Raw genomic sequence first — 18,422 nt, 5'->3', positions numbered from 1 at the left:
CGATGAGCACTGAGCGTGAGTTCGACCTCGTCCTTGTCGGCGCGACCGGGTTCGTCGGCCGCCTGACCGCCGGCCACCTCGCCGAGCACGCCCCGTCCGGGGTGCGCGTCGCCCTGGCGGGTCGGTCGCAGGAGCGGCTCGACGCGGTGCGCTCGTCCCTGCCCCACCGGGCCCACGAGTGGCCGCTCGTCGTCGTCGACACGACGGACGCCGCCGCGGTCGCCGACCTCGCCGCCCGCACGCGGGTCGTCGTCACCACCGTGGGTCCCTACGCGAAGCTCGGCATGCCGCTCGCGTCCGCCTGCGCGGCCGCCGGCACGCACTACGCGGACCTCACCGGCGAGGTGCTCTTCGTCCGCGACAGCATCGACGCCAACCACGAGACGGCGGAGCGGACGGGTGCGCGGATCGTCCACTCGTGCGGCTTCGACTCGATCCCGTCCGACCTCGGGGTCTGGAGGACGGCGCAGCGCGTCGCCGCCGACGGCGAAGGGACGCTCGGCGAGACCGTGCTGCACGTCCGCAGCCTGAGTGGCGGGGTGAGCGGCGGCACGATCGACTCGATGCGCAACCAGGCCATCGAGTCCGCAGATCCCGTCCGCCGCCGGGCCGTCAGTGACCCGCACGGGCTCAGCCCCGACCGCGGCGCCGAGCCGCCGTCGCGCAACCGGCCGACCGACGACTTCGGCCTCCTCGGCAAGGTGCAGGCGGTCACGGGCACCCGCTACGACAGCGCGACCGGGCGCTGGGTGGCGCCGTTCTTCATGGCGTCGTTCAACACGCGGATCGTTCGGCGCAGCAACGCCCTCACCGACTGGTCCTACGGTCGCGAGTTCCGCTACGACGAGGTCATGGACACCGGCCGCGGGCCCCTGGGCGCCGTCAAGGCCGGCCTCACGTCCGCCGTGCTGGGAGGGCTCTTTGCGGGCATGTCGTCGGCGCCGACCCGTCGGCTGCTCGACGTCGTGCTGCCCAAGCCGGGTGAGGGACCGTCCGAGGAGACGATGGAGAACGGTCGGTTCGTCATGGACGTCGAGACGACCACGACGACGGGTGCGCGCTACCGGACGCGGGTGGGCGCGGCATACGACCCCGGCTACTCCGGCACCGCGATCATGCTCGGACAGGCGGGCCTGTCGCTGGCGCTCGACGACCTGGATTCCGGCGGCGGCGTGCTCACGCCTGCGGTGGCGTTCGGGGAGGCCCTCGTCTCCCGGCTGGAGGGCAACGACTTCGAGTTCACGACGAGCCGCCGGTGACGCTCGGCCCGACGGTCGGCCGCGTGGGCGCGCGGCGAGCGGACCTGGCGGCCTACGTCCCGCTGGCGGTGGTCACCACGGCGGCCGCCGTCCTGGGCCGCGAACGCGCTCATCTCGCGAGCAAGATGCTGCTGGCTCCGAGCCTGGCTGCCGGCGTCGTGGCGACTCGCCACCAGCGGTCCCGGGGTCGAAACGCCACCCTGCTCGTCGCGCTCGTCGGGTCGACCGTGGGTGACTGGTACATGAACGAGTCCGGTCGGGAGGTCTCCGACGAGGCGCGCCGACGCGGGCTGCTGCGCCGGGGTGCCGGGGCGTTCGCCGTCCAGCAGGCCGGACTCATCCGCCTCCTGCTCGCCGACGGCGTCCGCCCCCGGGCGCTGCCGGCCACCGTCGTGGCCGTCACCCTGGCGGCGCTCGCCGCCATCGACAGCATGGCCAACGACGGACGGCCCGACCCGGTGCTCAGCGGCTACGGCGCGCTGCTCGGCTCCATGGCCGCGCTCGCGACGAGTGATGTCGTGGCACCGCGCGGTCGACGTGCCGTCGTGCTCGGCGGCGGGCTCTTCCTGATCTCCGACGCGACGATCATCCTCGGGGAGCAGCTGGCCACCTCCTCGCGACAGGAGGTCGTCGTGTCCGGCATCGTCATGGCGACGTATGCCGCGGCCCTGGCACTGCTCGTCCACGGCCTGCGCGACGAGCCGCTCCACGTCACGCACGAACCGAGGGGCACCGCTGCATGATCATCCGCGAGATCACCGAGGACGACTGGGTCGCGTTCTTCCCGACCTTCACCGAGGTCGTCGAGGCCGGCGAGGCCTACGCCTTCCCGGTCGGACAGTCGCTCGAGAAGGCCCGCGGTTGGTGGGTCGAGTCAGCGCCAGGTGTCACGGTGGTCGCGGTCTCCGAGAAGGGCGAGCTGCTTGGGTCGGCCAAGACGGGACCGAACCGACCGGGGCGCGGAGGGCACGTCGCGACTGCGTCGTTCATGGTGGCGTCCGCCGCGCGCGGCCGCGGGGTCGGGCGGGCCCTCGGCGAGTGGGTGCTGAGCTGGGCTCGCGAGCAGGGTTATGCCGCAATGCAGTTCAACGCCGTCGTCGAGACCAACGTCGTGGCGGTGGGGCTCTGGCGGGACCTCGGCTTCTCGATCATCGGGACCGTGCCCGAGGCGTTCGACAGCCGTTCGCACGGCCGCGTCGGCCTGCACGTCATGCACCGGCACCTCTGACTCCGCGCGGCGTGCGACGCCGGAACCGTTGGCGCCCGGCGCGCCCCTCCTCGCGCCGGGTGCCGACGGTTCGGTCAGCGCAGGCCCTGCCGGTCCGAGCCTGCCAGTGCTCCGGACCACACACAGCATCCCGAGCGGAAGTCCGCGGTTTCGTGGGGTCGGCCTTCGCGGACTCGCCGGCTGGTGGTCCGTCATGGGGCAGGGAGCCGCCTGGCCAGGTACGGCGCCGTGGCACTGCCTTCGACCCGGGCGACCTCTGCCGGAGTGCCGGCGGCCACCACCCGCCCTCCCCGGTCGCCACCGCCGGGGCCCATGTCGATGACCCAGTCGGCACTGGCGATCGTGTCGAGGTCGTGCTCCACGAGTACCACGGTGTTGCCGGCGTCGACCAGCTGGTGCAGCTGGTCGAGCAGGAGAGCGATGTCGGCGGGGTGCAGCCCTGCGGTCGGTTCGTCGAGCAGATAGAGGGCGTGCCCGCGGCGGGCCCGTTGCAGCTCGGTCGCCAGCTTGATCCGCTGGGCCTCCCCACCGCTCAGCTCGGTGGCGGGCTGGCCCAGGCGCAGGTACCCCAGCCCGACCTCGCGCAGCGTGGTCAGGCTGCGTGAGGCGGCGGGCACGTCGGCGAGGAAGTCAGCAGCCTCGTCGACCGAGAGCGCCAGTACCTCGGCCACGTTCTTGCCGCGGTAGTCGATCTCGAGGGTCTCAGCGTTGTAGCGCGCTCCGTGGCAGGCAGGGCAGGGTGCATACGTGCCCGGCAGGAAGAGCAGCTCGACGGAGACGAAGCCCTCTCCCTGGCAGGTCTCGCAGCGTCCCTCGGCAACGTTGAAGGAGAAGCGGCCGGCACCGTAGCCCCGCTCGCGTGCCTGAGGGGTCGCGGCATACAGCTTGCGCACGGCGTCGAAGAGGCCGGTGTAGGTGGCCAGGTTGGAGCGTGGGGTGCGTCCGATCGGGCGCTGGTCCACGCGCACGAGCCGGTCGAAGGACTCCAGGCCGGTGGCGTCGTCGACGTCGATCTCGAGCTCGGTGTCCTCCGGGTCGTCCGGGGTCTGGCCGAGGTGGCGTCGCACCAGCTCGGCGAGCACCTGGCTCACCAGCGTCGACTTCCCCGACCCCGACACCCCCGTCACCGCGGTCAGCACGCACAGCGGCACGTCGACCGAGAGGTCCTGCAGGTTGTGCCGGCTGACACCGCGCAGGTGCAGCCACCCGTGGGGCGTCCGTTGAGTTCGGTCCTTTGACTCCGCGCGACCGAAGAGGTGCTGTGCGGTGATCGAGCCCTCGACGTGCTCGAGGCCCGCGACCGGGCCGGAGTAGAGGACCTGACCACCGTGCTCTCCGGCCCCCGGGCCGATGTCGACGACCCAGTCGGCTCGACGCACGATGTCGAGGTCGTGCTCGACGATGAAGAGCGAGTTGCCCGAGTGCTTGAGCGAGTCCAGCACGTCGATCAGCGGTTCGGCGTCGGCCGGGTGCAGCCCCGCGGACGGCTCGTCAAGGACGTACACGACCCCGAAGAGTCCCGACCGCAGCTGGGTCGCGATACGCAGGCGCTGTGCCTCTCCGGGCGAGAGGGTCGTGGACCTGCGCCCCAGCGACAGGTAGCCCAGCCCCAGCTCGAGCAGCACCTGGACCCGCGCCACGAGGTCGGCGCTGATGCGCACCGCCACCTCGGTCGCCTCGCCGGAGCCGGCCGAGGACGTGGCCGCGCCTGCCTCGGCCAGCTCGGCCACGGGACGCAGCAGCGTCACGAGCTCGGTGAACGACAACGCGTTGGCCTGGGCGATGTTGAGGCCTGCGAAGGTGACCGCCAGCGACTCCGCCTGCAGTCCGGTGCCCTGACAGTCCGAGCAGGTGGCAGTGCGGATGAAGCGCATCGCCTTGTCGCGCATCATCTGGCTCTTGGAGGTGGACAGCACGTGGTTGACATGCGCGCGGGCACTCCAGAAGAGCCCGTGGTAGCCGTGGTCGACGCGGTCGCGCTCGGGTTTGACCAGCACCTTGGGCTGCTCGTCGGTGAAGAGGAGCCAGTCGCGGTCCTTCGCCGTCAGCGAGTCCCAGGGGGCCTCCACGTCGATGCCCAGCCCGGAGACGATGCTGCGCAGGTTGGCGCCTTGCCAGGCCCCCGGCCACGCAGCGATCGCGCCCTCTCGGATGCTCAGGGAGGTGTCCGGCACCATCAGCTCCGCACTGACGTCGTGCTCCTCGCCCAGCCCGTGGCAGCGCGGGCAGGCGCCGGCCGCGGTGTTCGGCGAGAACGCCTCCGCCTCCAGCCGCGATGCGCCGGCCGGGTAGGTGCCAGCGCGCGAGTAGAGCATCCGCACCAGGTTGGACAGCGTGGTCAACGTGCCCACACTCGAGCGAGAGCTCGGGGCGCCACGCCGCTGCTGGAGCGCCACAGCCGGCGGCAGCCCGGTGATCTCTCGCACGTGAGGGGCGCCGACCTGTTGCAGCAACCGACGGGCGTAGGGCGCCACCGACTCGAAGTACCGACGCTGCGCCTCGGCGTAGAGCGTGCCGAAGGCCAGCGAGGACTTGCCGGAGCCGGAGACACCCGTGAATGCGACCATCGCGTCACGTGGCAGGTCGACGTCGATGTTCTTGAGGTTGTGCTCGCTGGCACCGCGGACATGGACGAAGCGGTCACTCAGGTCGGCGTGCACACCCCCTTGTGTAGCCCCATGGCGGCCGCTGCGCACAATCGGACGGATCGATGGCCGACCCAGTCGTGCCACCCCCCATCCTCTTCGTCAGGTCAGCCTGCGGACCACACCGAGCGGCAGATGACGCATCGCCGTCCCGAGCGGCTTCCACGGCCACGAGGGGACCCGGGCCGAGTCGACGCCCTTCTCGATCGCGTGGACGATGCCGCGCACACCCGTTTCGGTGTCGACCATGAAGCGCGTCTGCTGCGCGACCTTCTCGTTCATCTCGGACCGGATGTAGCCCGGGTAGATCGTCGTCACGGTGATGTCGAGATCGGGGTCGCCCAGCATCTCCGAGCGGATTCCCTCAGCCAGCGCGGCCACGCCGGCCTTGGTCGCGGCATACGTCGTCATCGTCTTGGGCATCCCACGCAACGCCGACATCGACGAGATCATCACGAGGTGCCCGCGACCGGCAGCACGGAAGACCTCCATCGCGGCCTCCGCCTGGGCGAGGGCACCCACGAAGTTGGTCATCGCCGTCTGGCGGTTGGCGTCGTAACGGCCGACCCCGATGGGTGCCCCCTTGCCGAGACCAGCGTTGATGACGACGCGGTCGAGACCACCCAGCTCCTCGACGAACTCGCGGACCACACCGAACACGGCGTCGTCGTCGGTGACGTCGAGCGCCCGGATCGCCACGCGACGGTCCGGGTGGGCCGCCAGGATCTCGGCGCGCAGCACCTCGAGGCGATCGGTGCGGCGGGCGCAGAGCGCGAGGTCGTCGCCGGCCGCCCCGAGCTGTCGGGCGAGCTCGGCGCCGATGCCGGAGCTGGCGCCGGTGATGAGGGTCGTCGTCATGGTGGGTCCTCGCGGAGTCGGTGGGGAGAGGGGTCAGCGCAGGGTCAGCAGGTCGGAGTGGAGGTCGAAGTGCGAGGTGTCGTTGAAGGTGCGCAGCGACGGACCGCTCGGACCGACCGTCATCGTCGTCAGCGACGCGTTGGCGACGACCCGCTGCAGCCGGGTCCACACCGCCGCCCCACCGTCGAGCGCCGACGCGGTCACCCAGGAGATGGCGCCGGCCGAGCTGACGACGACCGCAGTCTCGGTGCGGCCGAGGTCCTCGGCGACGGAGCGCAGCCCGGACAGCACCCGCTCACCGAACGCCGTGAACGGCTCGTCGTAGTCGTCCGCGTGCGCGCCGGCCACCCAGCGGTCCATGGCCACGGCATACATCTCGTCGAAGGCACGCATGGGCCGCAGGGTGCGGGCGAGGTCGGCCTTCATCACCGTCATCGAGCGGTAGGCAGGCTTGTAGGCCGTGAGGATCGGCCCGTGCGCGTACTCGTCCCAGGCGCCGTCGGTCACCGTCGGCACCGTCCAGCCGGCGGCCACGCCCAGGGCGGCCGCCGTGTCGACCTGGCGCCGCATCGAGCCGCTGATGATCCGGGAGGGTCGGACGCCGCGGTCGGCGAGCTCGCGCCCGACGTGGCCCGCCTGCGTGCGGCCGAGGTCGGACAGCCGGTCGTACTCCTTCTTGCCCCACGACGCCTGGCCGTGCCGCACGAGGATGATCCGGCTCATCGGGGCCCGGCTCGGCGGCTCGCCCGGCGCTGCTGACGGAGCAGCAGGCGGCAGCGGATGTCGAGGTAGTGGACGAACCAGCGCATGCGTTTCGCCTGCGGGTTGCTCGTCTCCCCGCGGTAGGTGCGCAGGTAGATCTGCTGGGCGATGACGGCGAGGCGGAACAGCCCGAACATCTCGTAGAACGCCCACCGCTGCGCGTCCATCGGGATGCCCATGCGGTCGCAGTAGTAGCGGACCGCCTCGACCCGCGTGAGCATCCCGGGGGTGTGCGTCGGCTGCAGCCGGAGCTGCTTGGCGACCGGGTCGTCGCTCGCCTGGACCCAGTAGGCCATGGCCCCGCCGAGGTCCATGAGCGGGTCGCCGACGGTCGCCATCTCCCAGTCGAGGACGCCGACGATGCGGGTCGGGTCGTCCTCGGCGAGGACGAGGTTGTCGAAGCGGAAGTCGTTGTGGATGAGCACCTGACCCACGTCGTCGGGGCGGTGGGCCTCGAGCCAGGCCATGACCGGCTCGAACGACCCGACGTTGGGCGTGCGGGCCTTGCGGTAGCGCGCGGACCACCCGGTCACCTGCCGCTCGACGTAGCCCGGGCCGCGCCCGAGGCCGTCGAGCCCCGCGCCGGCGACGTCCACCCGGTGCAGGTCGACGAGCGTGTCGAGGGCGTGCAGGCACAGCCGGGTCACGTCGTCGGGCCCCAGGCCGAGCGAGGCCGGGATGTCACGACGCAGGATCGTCCCGACGAGGCGCTCCATGACGTAGAACTCGGAGCCGATGACCGACTCGTCGCCGCAGTGGACGACGATCCGCGGGACCCGGTCGTAGACCGTGCCGAGCGCTGCCTGGATGTCGCTCTCGCGGCGCATGTCGTGGGCGCCCTTGGCCTTCGTGCCGATCGGGGGCCGGCGCAGGATGAGGTCGCGCGTCGGGTAGCGCAGCAGGTAGGTGAGGTTGGACGCGCCCCCGGAGAACTGCCGCACCTCCGGGGTCCCCTCGAGCCCGGGCTCGAGGGGCGCGTGCTCGCGCAGCCAGGCGGCCAGGGCTTCGACGTCGAACGCGTCCTCGTCGCGCACCGTCACGGCATTGCTCGGGGTCGAGGGGGAGCGGTCAGGCATTGCCGGACTTCCGGGCGAGCTTCTGCCCCGCCTTGGTGGCCATCGCGTTGTATGCCGGCCGCACCAGGCGCTTGGTCCAGAAGGCCTGGCGTCCGAGCCGGTCGGTGAGGATGACCCGCTTGTGTCGGTCGATGCCCTTGAGGACGATCTCGGCGACCTCGTCGGCGCTCATCGAGGCGCGGGTGATGAGCTTGAGCGCGGTCTCCTCCATCGCGGTGTCCTTGCCCTGCAGCGACTCGTGGAGGTTGGTCCTGAAGAACGCCGGGCACACCACCGACACGTGGATGCCCCACGGCGCGAGCTCGAAGCCGAGGGTCTCGGACAGCGCGACGACGCCCGCCTTGGCCGCGTTGTAGGACGACATGCCGGGTCCGTGGATGAGCCCGGCGAGCGAGGCGGTGTTGACGATGTGTCCGGCGCGCTGCTCCTTGAACAGCGGCGTGAAGGTCTGGCAGCCGCGCACGACACCGAGCAGGTTGATGTCGAGGACCCGCTCCCAGTCGGAGATCGACTCGACGTCGATGCGGCCACCGGTGGCCACGCCCGCGTTGTTGACGAGGACGTCGAGCCCGCCCCACCGGTCGCGGACGTGGGCCAGGCCTGCGTCCCAGTCCTGCTGGCTGCGCACGTCGAGCCGGAGGTAGTCGGCACCCTCGGGCACCGACGACGGTCGGGTCTCGGCGAGGTCGACGACGAGCACCCGGTCGCCGCGGCCCAGGCAGGCCGTGGCGAGTGCGAGCCCGAGCCCCGACGCCCCTCCCGTGATGAGGACGCGGCGTCCGCCCGGCGTGTCGCGGGCCGGAGGGGAGGAATTGGCGAGTTCGGCACGGCGGCTCATGCCCGGCTCGCCTTCTCGGCGTAGGGGTGCAGCAGGAGGCGTGCGATGACGCCGAGGTGCACCTCGTCGGGGCCGTCGGCGAGGCGGAGCGAGCGCGCGTTGGCGTAGGCGGCGGACAGGGTGAAGTCCTCGGACATGCCCGCGCCGCCGTGGAGCTGGATGGCCATGTCGATGACGTCGCACGCCATCCGCGGGACGGCGACCTTGATCTCGCTGACCTCGCTCATCGCGCCGGGGGCGCCGACGGTGTCGAGCTTCCACGCGGCGTGGTGGACGTGGAGGCGGGCCTGGTTGATGGCGATGCGCGCCTGGGCGAGGCGCTCGCGGTTGCCACCGAGGTTGGCGATCGGCTTGCCGAACGCGGTCCTCGAGGTCGCTCGCTCGCAGGCCATCTCGAGGGCGCGCTCGGCCAGCCCGACGAGGCGCATGCAGTGGTGGACGCGCCCGGGACCGAGCCGGCCCTGGGCGATCTCGAAGGCCCGGCCGGGCCCGGCGATGATGTTCGTGACGGGCAGCCGGACGTCGGTGAGCGAGACCTCGCCGTGCCCGATCGGCTCGTCGTGCTGGCCGAAGGCCGAGAGCATCCGCTCGACCTTGACCCCGGGGTGGTCGAACGGCACGAGCACCATCGAGTGCCGGGCGTGCCGGTGCGCGTCCGGGTCGGTGACCCCCATGAAGATGGCGACCTTGCAGTCGGGGTTCCCGACGCCCGTCGACCACCACTTGGTGCCGTTGAGCACCACCTCGTCGCCGTCGACCGTCGCCGTCGCCTCCATGTTGGTCGCGTCGGACGAGGCGACCCCCGGCTCGGTCATGAGGAAGGCGCTGCGGATCCGGCCGTCGAGGAGCGGCTCGAGCCACTCCGCCTTCTGCTCGTCGGTGCCGTACTTGAGGAGCACCTCCATGTTGCCGGTGTCCGGGGCGTTGCAGTTGAAGACGAGCGGCGCGGAGAAGGAGCGGCCCATCTGCTCGGCGATCGGGGCGTACTCGGCGTTGGTGAGGCCGGCGCCGCCGTCGGTGCCGAACCGGACGGCATACGGTCCCTCGTGGCCGGCCGGGAGGAAGAGGTTCCACAGTCCCTGCTCGCGGGCCTTGCCCTGCAGCTCCGCGAGGAGCGGGTGGGCGGGCCACGGGTCCTCGCCGGCGGCCCGGCGGGCGGCGACGTCGGCGGCCATGACCCGCTCGGCGGGCTCGATCTCGGTGTCGATGAAGGCGCGGACGCGCTGGGCGAGGTCGAGCGAGCGCTCCGACGGTGAGAAGTCCATGGACCCAACCTAGGTGAGCGCCCGCTTACTGGCGAGCGGGTGTGGTCGGGTCCACCCGGTTGCCCGCTCGTGGGGTCAGGCCCCTGCCGCCGGCGTGACGACGACGGGTATGCCGTTGAGCACCGCGTTGCCCGACACGCCCTCGACCCGGGCCGGGTCGGTGAGGTCGTTCATCGAGACGCCGGGGACCTCGACGGCGTGGCCCATCCGCACGCCGGGGCGGTCGTGGCCGTAGCCGTGCGGCAGGGACACGACGCCGCGCATCACCTCGTCGCTGGCGCGCACGTCGACGCGCACCGACGACACGTCGGACGTCACCGTGACGAGCGAGCCGTCGGCGAGCCCCCGCGCAGCGAGGTCGTCGGGGTGCATGAGCAGCTGGTGGCGCGGCCGGCCCCGGGTGAGCCGGGTGCTGTTGTGCATCCACGAGTTGTTGTCGCGCTGGTGCCGTCGGCCGATGAGGAGCAGCTCGTCGCTCGACGCGGCGCGCCGCAGCGCGGGCAGCCGCGACCGGAGCAGGGCCAGCCCGTCGGTGACGACCTCGGGGGTGAGCGAGACCCGGCGGTCCGGGGTGCGCAGCCGTTCCGGCAGGCGCGGCTGCAGCGGCCCGAGGTCGACACCACCGGGGGTGCGGCTGAGCCGGCGCACCGACAGGCCGGTGCGGGCCGAGCGCAGGAGCAGGTCGACCGACATCCGGGGCGAGGCCATGAGCCGCAGCCGCTGCCGCACCGACGGGCGGCATCCGCGGCGACGCAGCAGGGCGAGGGTGAGGTCGCGGGCGATCTCCCAGTGGTGGCGGGCGTCCTCGGGCCGCTCGAACAGGGCCGGGGAGAAGCGGGCCGTGTTGCGCACCGCGAGCGTGTGGAAGATGAGGTCGTAGTGGTCGCGCTCGAGAGGTCCGGTGGGCGGCAGGATCACGTGGGCGTGGCGGGTCGTCTCGTTGACGTAGGGGTCGATGGCGACGACGGCCTCGAGCGAGGCGATCCGCCCCGAGAGCCGCGAACCGGCCGGGGTCGACGACACCGGGTTGCCGGCGATGGTGAGCAGCGCACGGATCGCCGGCGCCTCGCCGTCCATCTCCTCGGCCAGCACCGACACGGGCAGCTCGCCGGCGAACTCGGGCAGCCCCCGCACCGCCGACGTCGTCCGGCCCCGGTGCCCGCGCCCGACGAGCCCGCGCCCGACGAGGTCGATCGCCGGCGTGGTGAACATCGTTCCTCCCGGCTGGTCGAGGTTGCCGGTGACCGCCATGAGGCACTGGATCGCCCACTGGCACAGCACCCCGAACTCCTGGGTCGACACCCCCATCCGTCCGTGGACCGCCGCGCCACCTCCGGCGACGTCCCGGGCGAGCCCGCGGATCGTCTGCGCCGCAACGCCGCTGACGCGCTCGGCGACCTCGGGTGTGAAGTCCGCGACGAGTAGCCGGAGCGCGTCGAGCCCGTCGACGTACGCCGCCGGGCGGGCCAGTCCCTCGGCGAGGACGACGTGGACGAGCGCGAGCAGGACGGTCGCGTCGGTGCCGGGGCGGACGAAGTGGTGCTCGTCGGCGACCGCCGCCGTCTCGGTGCGGCGCGGGTCGAGGACGACGAGGCGCCCGCCACGGTCGTGCAGCTCGCGCAGCCGCGCGGGGAAGTCCGGCACCGTCCACAGGGAGCCGTTGGACGCCATCGGGTTCGTCCCGACGAGCACGACGAGTCGTGACCGGTCGATGTCGGGGACGGGCAGGAGGAACTGGTGGCCGTACATCGCCCAGGCCACGACGTGGTGCGGCAGCTGGTCGACGCTCGTGGCGCTGAAGACGTGCCGGCTCCCCAGCGTGCGCGGGACGGAGGTGCCGTGGGTGAGCGCGCCGAGGCTGTGCACGTTGGGGTTGCCGAGGTAGGTGGCGACGGCATCGCGGCCGTGGCGCTCCTGCACGCCGTGGAGCAGGTCGGCGGCGAGGTCGATGGCCTCGTCCCAGCCGATCTCGACCCAGGCGTCACCCTCGCGCCGGACCGGGCGGCGGAGCCGGTCGGGGTCCGTGTGCAGGTCCTGCAGCGCCACGCCCTTGGGGCAGATGTGCCCGCGCGACAGCGGGTCGTCACGGTGTCCCCTGATGCTGACGATCTCGGGCCCGCGGACCTGCACCTCGAGCCCGCACATGGCCTCGCACAGCACGCAGGTGATGTGCCGGGTCGTCGGCGTGTCCGTACCCAACGGGGGAATTGGTGAGTTGGGGACACGGGGGCGGCGCGCCATGGGGTGGTCCTCAGCCCCGCGGGTCGAGGCCGGCACGCGGTCGGTATGCCGGCCGCTCCCGTCGCGTGGCCGCCCGCCGCGCCTCGGCCGCGTTGGCGCCCATGAGGAGGCGGGCCTGCTCGAGCCGCTCCCACCGGAAGGTCCGACGGTCGCCGGCGTTCCACGTCCGGTTGAACAGGCGCTTGGTGGCGGCGACGGAGTCCGGCGAGCGCTCGGCGATCGCGGCCGCGAGAGCCAGGGCACCGGCATACGGGTCGTCGTGCTCCTGCGTCGCGAGACCGATCCGGACGGCCTCGGTGCCCGAGACGGTCTCGCCGGTCATCGTCAGCCGCTTGGCGACGTCCATCCCGACCTGCTGCGAGAGCGCCTGGATGCCGCTCATGTCGGGGATGATCCCCCACTTGGCCTCGAGGACGCTCCACGAGGCGTCGGGAGCGGTGACCCGGAAGTCGGCCGCGAGCGCGATCTGGAGCCCGCCGCCGAGGCAGTGGCCCCGGACCGCGGCGATGACGGGCACGGGCAGCCGCCGCCAGGCCCAGCACGCCTCCTGGAAGGTGTTGGTGCCGCGCCACGGTCGCGGGGCGAACGCGGCGGCCACGCGCCGTGGCTCGCGCAGGACGGCGGCGAAGTCGAGCCCGGCGCAGAAGGTGTCGCCCTCGCCGGAGAGGACCACGGCCCGCAGGGACCGGTCCCCGTGCAGCCTGCGCGCGGTGTCGACGAGCTGCTCGAGGGTGTCGAGGGTGAGCGCGTTGAGCTTGTCGGGACGGTTGAGCGCGACGTGCGCGACACCGGCCTCGATCCGGCTGGTGACGAGTTCGGTCATGCGACCGACTCTAGGCCCGGCCGCCGGCCGCCGGCCGGCGGCCGGCGGCCGCGCGTGGCTCAGGCCACGCGTCGCCACAGCGACTCGACGTGGCGGACGTCCGTCCCGCAGCAGCCGCCGAGGATCGCCAGCGCGGGGAGGTGGCGGCCCAGCACGTCGTGGTCGGTGGCGAACGTCGCCGGGTCGCCGTCGTCGAGGTCGGTGGCCTCGTCCAGCTCGGCGTGCGAGCGGCGGGAGGCGTTGCACCGCATCCCCAGGACCCGATGCGTCCAGGCCGGCGGCTCGTCGGCACCCGCGAACGCCTGGGCCACGTGGGTGGGGTGGGCGCAGTTGAGCAGGTAGTGGTCCGGGGCCGCCACGGCGTCCACCTCCGCGATCGCGTCCACGATCGCCGTCCCGTCCGGCAGCCGGCCGTCCGTCTCGAGGGTGAAGGAGATCCCGACGGGCAGTCCGGAGTCGCGTGCGGCGAGGACGACCCCGACAGCCTCGGCCCGGTCGATGAGCGTGTAGGCCGTGACGACGTCGGCGCCCGCCTCGGCGAAGGCCCGCACCTGGGGCGCGTGGTACTCCGCCGCCTCCGTGCTCGTCGTGGGTCGACCCGGGACGTAGCCGTCCTGTCGGGGACCGATCGCCCCGCTGACGAGGACCGTCGCCGCGTCCTGGCCCTCCGAGGCGCCCAGGGCTGCAGCGAACTCGACGGCCCGCAGGTTCACCTCGCGCAGCGCCGCGGCATCGTCACCGAGGCGTGCGCCCCACTCGGGGTTCGCCCGCCAGGTCGGCGTCTCGACGAGCAGGCCGGCTCCGAGATCGGCGGCCAGGGCGGCATAGGGGGCGAAGTAGTCGCGCAACGCGCTCCTGCCCCAGTCGTGGCGGAGCAGCGGGTACGCCGCGAACTCCGGCAGGTCGATCCCGCGGTTGAAGATCAGGTCGGTCTCGAGGCCACCGTCGGTGACCAGGCGCTGACCGGCACCCATGGCTGGCTGTGACATTGGACGTCCTCCTCGACGTTCTAGACTGTTCAGTCTGTTGTAGCAGACCGTTCAGTCTGATACAAGGGAGTTGTGCCCAGAGACGGAACGACCACGCGGACCCGGATCCTCGACGTGGCCGAGCGCCTCGTCATCGACAACGGGTTCGCCGCCACGTCCGTCGACGAGATCATCGAGGCCTCCGGGACGTCGAAAGGGTCGTTCTTCCACCACTTCTCGAGCAAGCGTGACCTCGCCGGCGAGCTCGTCCAGCGCTATGCCGACGCCGACGTCGCGGTCCTGCGCCGCGCACTCGCCGAGGTGGAGACCGTCGCCGACCCGGTGGAGCGCGTGCTCGCGTTCGTCGGCTTCTTCGTCGACCAGGCGGACCAGCTCATGACGGAGCAGTCGAACTGCCTCTACGTCGCCGCCCTCACCGAGCGGCAGCTCGTCAGCGATGGCGCGACCGGCCCCGTGGGCCGGGCGGTCGAGGCCTGGCGCGCGGACTTCGCCTCGCTGCTCGACGCGGCGCTCGCGGCTCGCGGCCGCACCGGGGAGGTCGACTCGGGGGCCCTGGCGGACCATCTCTTCGTCACCTTCGAAGGAGCGTTCCTGCTCTGTCGCTCGACCGGGGACCCCAGCCACATGCGGGCCCAGCTCACGTCGTTCCGGGCACTCCTGGCGGCGCTGCTGCGGGAATGAGCCTGGTGTCGGAGCGGTGCTTGAGCAGGCTCAGGCCGAGCACCACGGCGCCCAGCACGGAGAGCCCCGCGCCGATCCAGCTCGGCGCGGTGTAGCCCCAGCCGGCGGCGATGACGAGGCCACCCAGCCAGGCCCCGAGGGCGTTGGCCGTGTTGAGGGCCGCGTGGTTGCTCGCTGCGGCCAGGGTCTGGGCCTGCCCGGCGACCTGCATGAGGCGCAGCTGGAGGTTGACGACGAGGATCCCGGCGAGCACCGACGAGAGGAAGTAGAAGAAGAGGGCCGTCGGCCACCACTGCGCGGTGAGGGCGAACGCCACGAGGTTCGCGCCCATGCCGACACAGCCGATGGTGATCGAGCGCAGCACCGACCACTCGCCCAGCCGGCCGGCCAGCGGCGTGCCCACGAGCCCGCCGATGCCGGAGGCGAGGAGGAAGATCGGGACGGCTCCCGCGTCGAGCCCGGTGACGTCGGTGACCGTCGGCGCGATGTAGCTCGCCATGGCGAACATGCCGCCGAAGCCGATCGCCCCCACGAGGAGGGTGAGCGCCACCTGGGTCGTCGCGAAGCCCTTGAGCTCGCTCTTGATCGTGCTCTCGAGGTTGCGCGCGATGTGCGGGATGCAGGTGACGAGCATCGCGACGGTGAGCACGCCGAGGACGGCGACGAGCCAGTAGGCGGAGCGCCAGCCGTAGTTCTGGCCGAGCCAGGTCGCCCCCGGCACCCCGGCGACGTTGGCGACGGGGATGCCGAGCATGACCCTGCTCACCGCGCGACCCGACTGCCCGGCCCTCGCGAGGTCCACCGCGACGAGGGCGGCGACACCGAAGAAGGCACCGTGCGGCATGCCGGCGACGAACCGGGCGACGAGGAGCCACTCGTAGTCGGGCGCGAGCGCGGTCCCGATGTTGCCGATGACGAACGCGACCATGAGGCCGACGAGCAGCGCCTTGCGGGGCCAGGTCGCCCCGAGCACGGCGAGCAGCGGGGCGCCCACGACGACGCCGGCGGCATACGCCGAGATGGTGTGGCCGGCCTCCGGGATCGACACCGAGACGCCCTCGGCGATGTCCGGGAGCAGGCCCATCGTGACGAACTCGGTGGTGCCGATGGCGAATCCGCCGACGATGAGGGCAACGGTGGCCAAGAGGGCATGGCGGGGTGCAGGCACGAAGAGACAAGCGATCGTGGGCCCGTCACATTCCCCGGGCCGCGCGGGGCACGGGTTGCGACGGGGCGCTGAGCACGGGGTGGCCGAGGGCGGGGGCGGGGCGAAGGCCTGCGGCGGCCGCCCGCGCGACCGCCTCGGTGAGCCGCCGGAGCCGTGGGGAGGGCACCTTCCACGCGTGCCAGTACAACGCGACGTCGACGGTCTCGTCGGACAGCGCCACGAGCCGTCGGTCGGCGAGCTCCCCCGCCACGGAGGACTCCGGGACGAGGATCCAGCCGAGGCCGGCCAGGGCGGCCGCCCGCAGACCCGGAGCGGACGGCACGGTCGTCGGAGAGAGCGCGGAGGACAGGCCACGGGCGGCGAGGTACCGCTCCTGCAGGTCGTCCCTCGTGTCGTAGCGCAGCACCGGCAGGTTCACCCAGTCGACCGCCCCACCGACGGTGAACCGTCCGGCCAGCTCCGGGCTCACGACCGGGACGTAGCGGATCGCACCCAGCGGGACCTGCCGGCAGCCGGGCACGGTGTCCGTCTCGGACGTGATGGCCGCGACGACGTCACCGTTCCTCAGCAGGCTGAGGCTGTGGTCCTCGTCGTGAATGGTGAGCGACAGCCTCGTGTCGTCCCAGGCGACCGCCGCCTCCAGCACCGGATGCAGCCAGGTGTCGAGCGAGTCGGCGTTGACCGCGACCGAGAGCACCGCCGGTGAGGCTCGCGTCACGCCGAGCAGCTCGTGCGACTCCGCCTCGAGGAGCTCCACCTGGCGGGCGAAGCGGACGAGCACCGCGCCGGCCTCGGTGAGGGTGCAGGGCGAGCCTCGCCGGACGACCACCTGGCCGGTGCTCGTCTCCAGTGCCTTGACTCGCTGGCTCACCGCCGAGGGGGTGAGGTGGAGCCTGCGTGCGGCGAGCTCGAAGCTTCCTGTCTCCACGATGGCGGCGAGCGCGCGAACCTGGTCCAGGTTCATGAATGCATCTCACCACCGTTAAGAAACATTCGTGGGTGGTTCCCGGGAACCCGTCCCACCTGCGCAGCGCCCTCCCTACCGTCGGGAAGGTCGCGTCCACCAGGGCACGACTCAACCCGAGCAGGAGGAACAGCATGTTGAAGAGCAGGTGGGGCCGCAGAGCGGCCCTGTCGGGGGTCGGGGCCGTGGGGGCCCTCGCCCTCGGCGTCAGCGCCGCGTCCGCACACCACTGCTTCATCCCGATGTACTCGCTGAACGGTCCGACGAGCCCGAACTGGTTCGTCGTCTCCGCCCAGATGGGCGCGGAGTTCGAGGGCATCGAGGCGCCCACCTGCGATGCGGCGGTCGCGGCCGGGTACGCCGCCCTGCGCGCGGAGGGTCTCCCGGTCGGCATCAAGATCTTCGAGAAGATGACGATCGGGGACCCGAAGGAGACGGGCCGGATGAACCCCAACGGCGCCAACGGCGTGGGTCTCGAGTACTTCGGTGCGGACTCCCAGCTGCCGATGGAGATGGTCATGACCTGGGTGGCCGCCGCCGAGGAGGAGGGCTGCTGAGCGAGCCTCGGCGAACCGGCGAGGACCCACCGTGACAGGGACGGCGGGTCCTCGCCTCCGCGTACCCCGGGGCCCGGGCCCCGGCTCCTAGGATCGGGTCATGCGTGCAGCGATGGTGACCCGGCTCGACGGACCCGACGCGGTGGAGGTGGTCGAGGCGCCCACCCCGGAGGTCCCGGCCGGTCAGGTGCTCATCGACGTCGCGGCGGCTGGCGTCTCCTTCCCGGACGTCCTCCTCACCCGTGGCGAGTACCAGATGAAGCCGCCGCCGCCCTTCACCCCCGGCGCCGAGGTGGCCGGCTTCGTGCGGGTGGCCCCGGCCGGCAGCGGCCTCGAGGTCGGCGACCGCGTCGCGGCGTTCCCGTTGCTCGGCGGGTTCGCGGAGCAGGTCGTGTGCGACCCGGCGCTGGTCTTCCCCCTGCCCGACGGCGTGACGTTTGACCAGGGCGCCGCGCTGCCGATGAACTACCTCACCTGCCACTTCGCGCTCAGGCACCGTGGTCGCCTCGTCGAGGGTGAGAGGGTCCTCGTCCACGGGGCGGCCGGCGGGGTCGGCACCGCCGCGGTGCAGCTCGCGAAGGCGTGGGGCGCGACCGTCTACGCCGTCGTGTCCGACGACGCCAGGGCCGACGTCGCGCGCCAGGCGGGCGCCGACGAGGTCGTCCTGGCCGAGGGGTTCAAGGACGCGGTGGCCGAGCTCACCTCGGGCCACGGCGTCGACGTCGTCGTCGACCCGGTCGGCGGGGACCGGTTCACCGACTCGCTGCGCTCGCTGGCGCCACTCGGCCGGCTGCTCGTCATCGGCTTCACCGCCGGCTCGATCCCCGAGGTCAAGGTCAACCGGCTGCTCCTCAACAACCTCGACGTGGTGGGCGTCGGGTGGGGGGCCTACTGGATGGGGCGGCCCGGGTTCGTCCGCCGGCAGTGGGACGACCTCGCGCCGCTGCTCGAGGCGGGCGTGCTCGAGCCGGTCATCGGCTCCGTCCGCGACCTCGACGAGGTGGCGGTCGCCCTCGCCGACATCGACGAGCGCCGCGCGACCGGCAAGGTCATCCTCACCCCCTGAGC

At 72.4% G+C, this 18,422-nt stretch carries 17 protein-coding genes; 6 read left to right on the top strand and 11 right to left on the bottom strand.

Annotation, left to right across the window (positions count from 1 at the left end; translation table 11 throughout):
• Nucleotides 1-2: 2 nt before the first annotated feature.
• From N801_RS04435 to N801_RS04425, 3 genes are read left to right on the top strand one after another with little or no spacing between them, the layout of a single operon-like run.
• Entirely contained in the window at nt 3-1,259 is a 1,257-nt protein-coding gene (locus N801_RS04435) for a saccharopine dehydrogenase family protein (RefSeq protein ID WP_035933386.1), read from the top strand.
• Complete coding sequence (locus tag N801_RS04430; protein WP_245618214.1) at nt 1,256-2,002, top strand: lysoplasmalogenase family protein; 747 nt, start codon at nt 1,256-1,258, stop codon at nt 2,000-2,002. The genes N801_RS04435 and N801_RS04430 overlap by 4 nt, the downstream gene beginning before the upstream one ends.
• On the top strand, nt 1,999-2,487 hold the full coding sequence (locus N801_RS04425) for a GNAT family N-acetyltransferase (RefSeq protein ID WP_035933384.1): 489 nt from the start codon (nt 1,999-2,001) through the stop codon (nt 2,485-2,487). Before N801_RS04430 ends, N801_RS04425 begins: the two co-directional genes overlap by 4 nt.
• A gap of 191 nt (nt 2,488-2,678) precedes the next feature.
• Here N801_RS04425 and uvrA read toward each other — a convergent pair whose 3' ends face one another.
• From uvrA to N801_RS04380, 9 genes are all read right to left on the bottom strand, one after another.
• Complete coding sequence (uvrA, locus tag N801_RS04420; RefSeq protein ID WP_035933381.1) at nt 2,679-5,147, bottom strand: excinuclease ABC subunit UvrA; 2,469 nt, start codon at nt 5,145-5,147, stop codon at nt 2,679-2,681.
• Between the two features lie 87 nt (nt 5,148-5,234).
• Nucleotides 5,235-5,990 carry an SDR family oxidoreductase gene (locus tag N801_RS04415; protein ID WP_035933378.1) on the bottom strand — a complete coding sequence of 252 codons (756 nt, stop codon included), beginning with the start codon at nt 5,988-5,990 and terminating at the stop codon, nt 5,235-5,237.
• A 33-nt stretch (nt 5,991-6,023) separates the two neighbouring features.
• Complete coding sequence (locus N801_RS04410) at nt 6,024-6,713, bottom strand: histidine phosphatase family protein (RefSeq protein ID WP_035933377.1); 690 nt, start codon at nt 6,711-6,713, stop codon at nt 6,024-6,026.
• Nucleotides 6,710-7,828 carry a phosphotransferase family protein gene (locus tag N801_RS04405; RefSeq protein ID WP_035933376.1) on the bottom strand — a complete coding sequence of 373 codons (1,119 nt, stop codon included), beginning with the start codon at nt 7,826-7,828 and terminating at the stop codon, nt 6,710-6,712. Before N801_RS04405 ends, N801_RS04410 begins: the two co-directional genes overlap by 4 nt.
• Complete coding sequence (locus tag N801_RS04400; RefSeq protein ID WP_052112592.1) at nt 7,821-8,666, bottom strand: SDR family NAD(P)-dependent oxidoreductase; 846 nt, start codon at nt 8,664-8,666, stop codon at nt 7,821-7,823. Before N801_RS04400 ends, N801_RS04405 begins: the two co-directional genes overlap by 8 nt.
• Complete coding sequence (locus N801_RS04395) at nt 8,663-9,931, bottom strand: acyl-CoA dehydrogenase family protein (protein WP_035933375.1); 1,269 nt, start codon at nt 9,929-9,931, stop codon at nt 8,663-8,665. The genes N801_RS04400 and N801_RS04395 overlap by 4 nt, the downstream gene beginning before the upstream one ends.
• A gap of 75 nt (nt 9,932-10,006) precedes the next feature.
• A complete protein-coding gene (locus N801_RS04390; RefSeq protein ID WP_084108180.1) occupies nt 10,007-12,172 on the bottom strand; it encodes a molybdopterin-dependent oxidoreductase in 2,166 nt (721 codons plus the stop codon).
• Between the two features lie 10 nt (nt 12,173-12,182).
• On the bottom strand, nt 12,183-12,995 hold the full coding sequence (locus tag N801_RS04385; protein WP_035933373.1) for a crotonase/enoyl-CoA hydratase family protein: 813 nt from the start codon (nt 12,993-12,995) through the stop codon (nt 12,183-12,185).
• Nucleotides 12,996-13,054: 59 nt separating this feature from the next.
• Complete coding sequence (locus N801_RS04380) at nt 13,055-13,984, bottom strand: homocysteine S-methyltransferase family protein (protein WP_052112590.1); 930 nt, start codon at nt 13,982-13,984, stop codon at nt 13,055-13,057.
• 72 nt (nt 13,985-14,056) lie between these two features.
• Here N801_RS04380 and N801_RS19550 point away from each other — a divergent pair, with 72 nt between their 5' ends.
• Nucleotides 14,057-14,665: a TetR/AcrR family transcriptional regulator gene (locus N801_RS19550; RefSeq protein ID WP_052112589.1), complete on the top strand. Its 609-nt coding sequence runs from the start codon at nt 14,057-14,059 to the stop codon at nt 14,663-14,665.
• Here N801_RS19550 and N801_RS04370 read toward each other — a convergent pair.
• Nucleotides 14,622-15,809: an MFS transporter gene (locus N801_RS04370; RefSeq protein WP_245618212.1), complete on the bottom strand. Its 1,188-nt coding sequence runs from the start codon at nt 15,807-15,809 to the stop codon at nt 14,622-14,624. The two genes, N801_RS19550 and N801_RS04370, sit on opposite strands and share 44 nt — an antisense overlap.
• Nucleotides 15,810-15,858: 49 nt before the next feature.
• A complete protein-coding gene (locus N801_RS04365; protein ID WP_035933363.1) occupies nt 15,859-16,797 on the bottom strand; it encodes an ArgP/LysG family DNA-binding transcriptional regulator in 939 nt (312 codons plus the stop codon).
• Nucleotides 16,798-16,931: 134 nt separating this feature from the next.
• Between N801_RS04365 and N801_RS04360 the strand changes: the two genes are divergently transcribed.
• Both N801_RS04360 and N801_RS04355 read left to right on the top strand, forming a co-directional pair.
• Complete coding sequence (locus N801_RS04360) at nt 16,932-17,354, top strand: hypothetical protein (RefSeq protein WP_156996469.1); 423 nt, start codon at nt 16,932-16,934, stop codon at nt 17,352-17,354.
• Between the two features lie 100 nt (nt 17,355-17,454).
• Nucleotides 17,455-18,420 carry an NADPH:quinone oxidoreductase family protein gene (locus N801_RS04355; RefSeq protein ID WP_035933360.1) on the top strand — a complete coding sequence of 322 codons (966 nt, stop codon included), beginning with the start codon at nt 17,455-17,457 and terminating at the stop codon, nt 18,418-18,420.
• The last annotated feature ends 2 nt before the right edge of the window (nt 18,421-18,422 follow it).

The organism is Knoellia aerolata DSM 18566 (genome assembly GCF_000768695.1).
GTDB classification, from domain to species: domain Bacteria; phylum Actinomycetota; class Actinomycetes; order Actinomycetales; family Dermatophilaceae; genus Knoellia; species Knoellia aerolata.
This window is presented reverse-complemented; position numbering and strand designations above follow the sequence as displayed.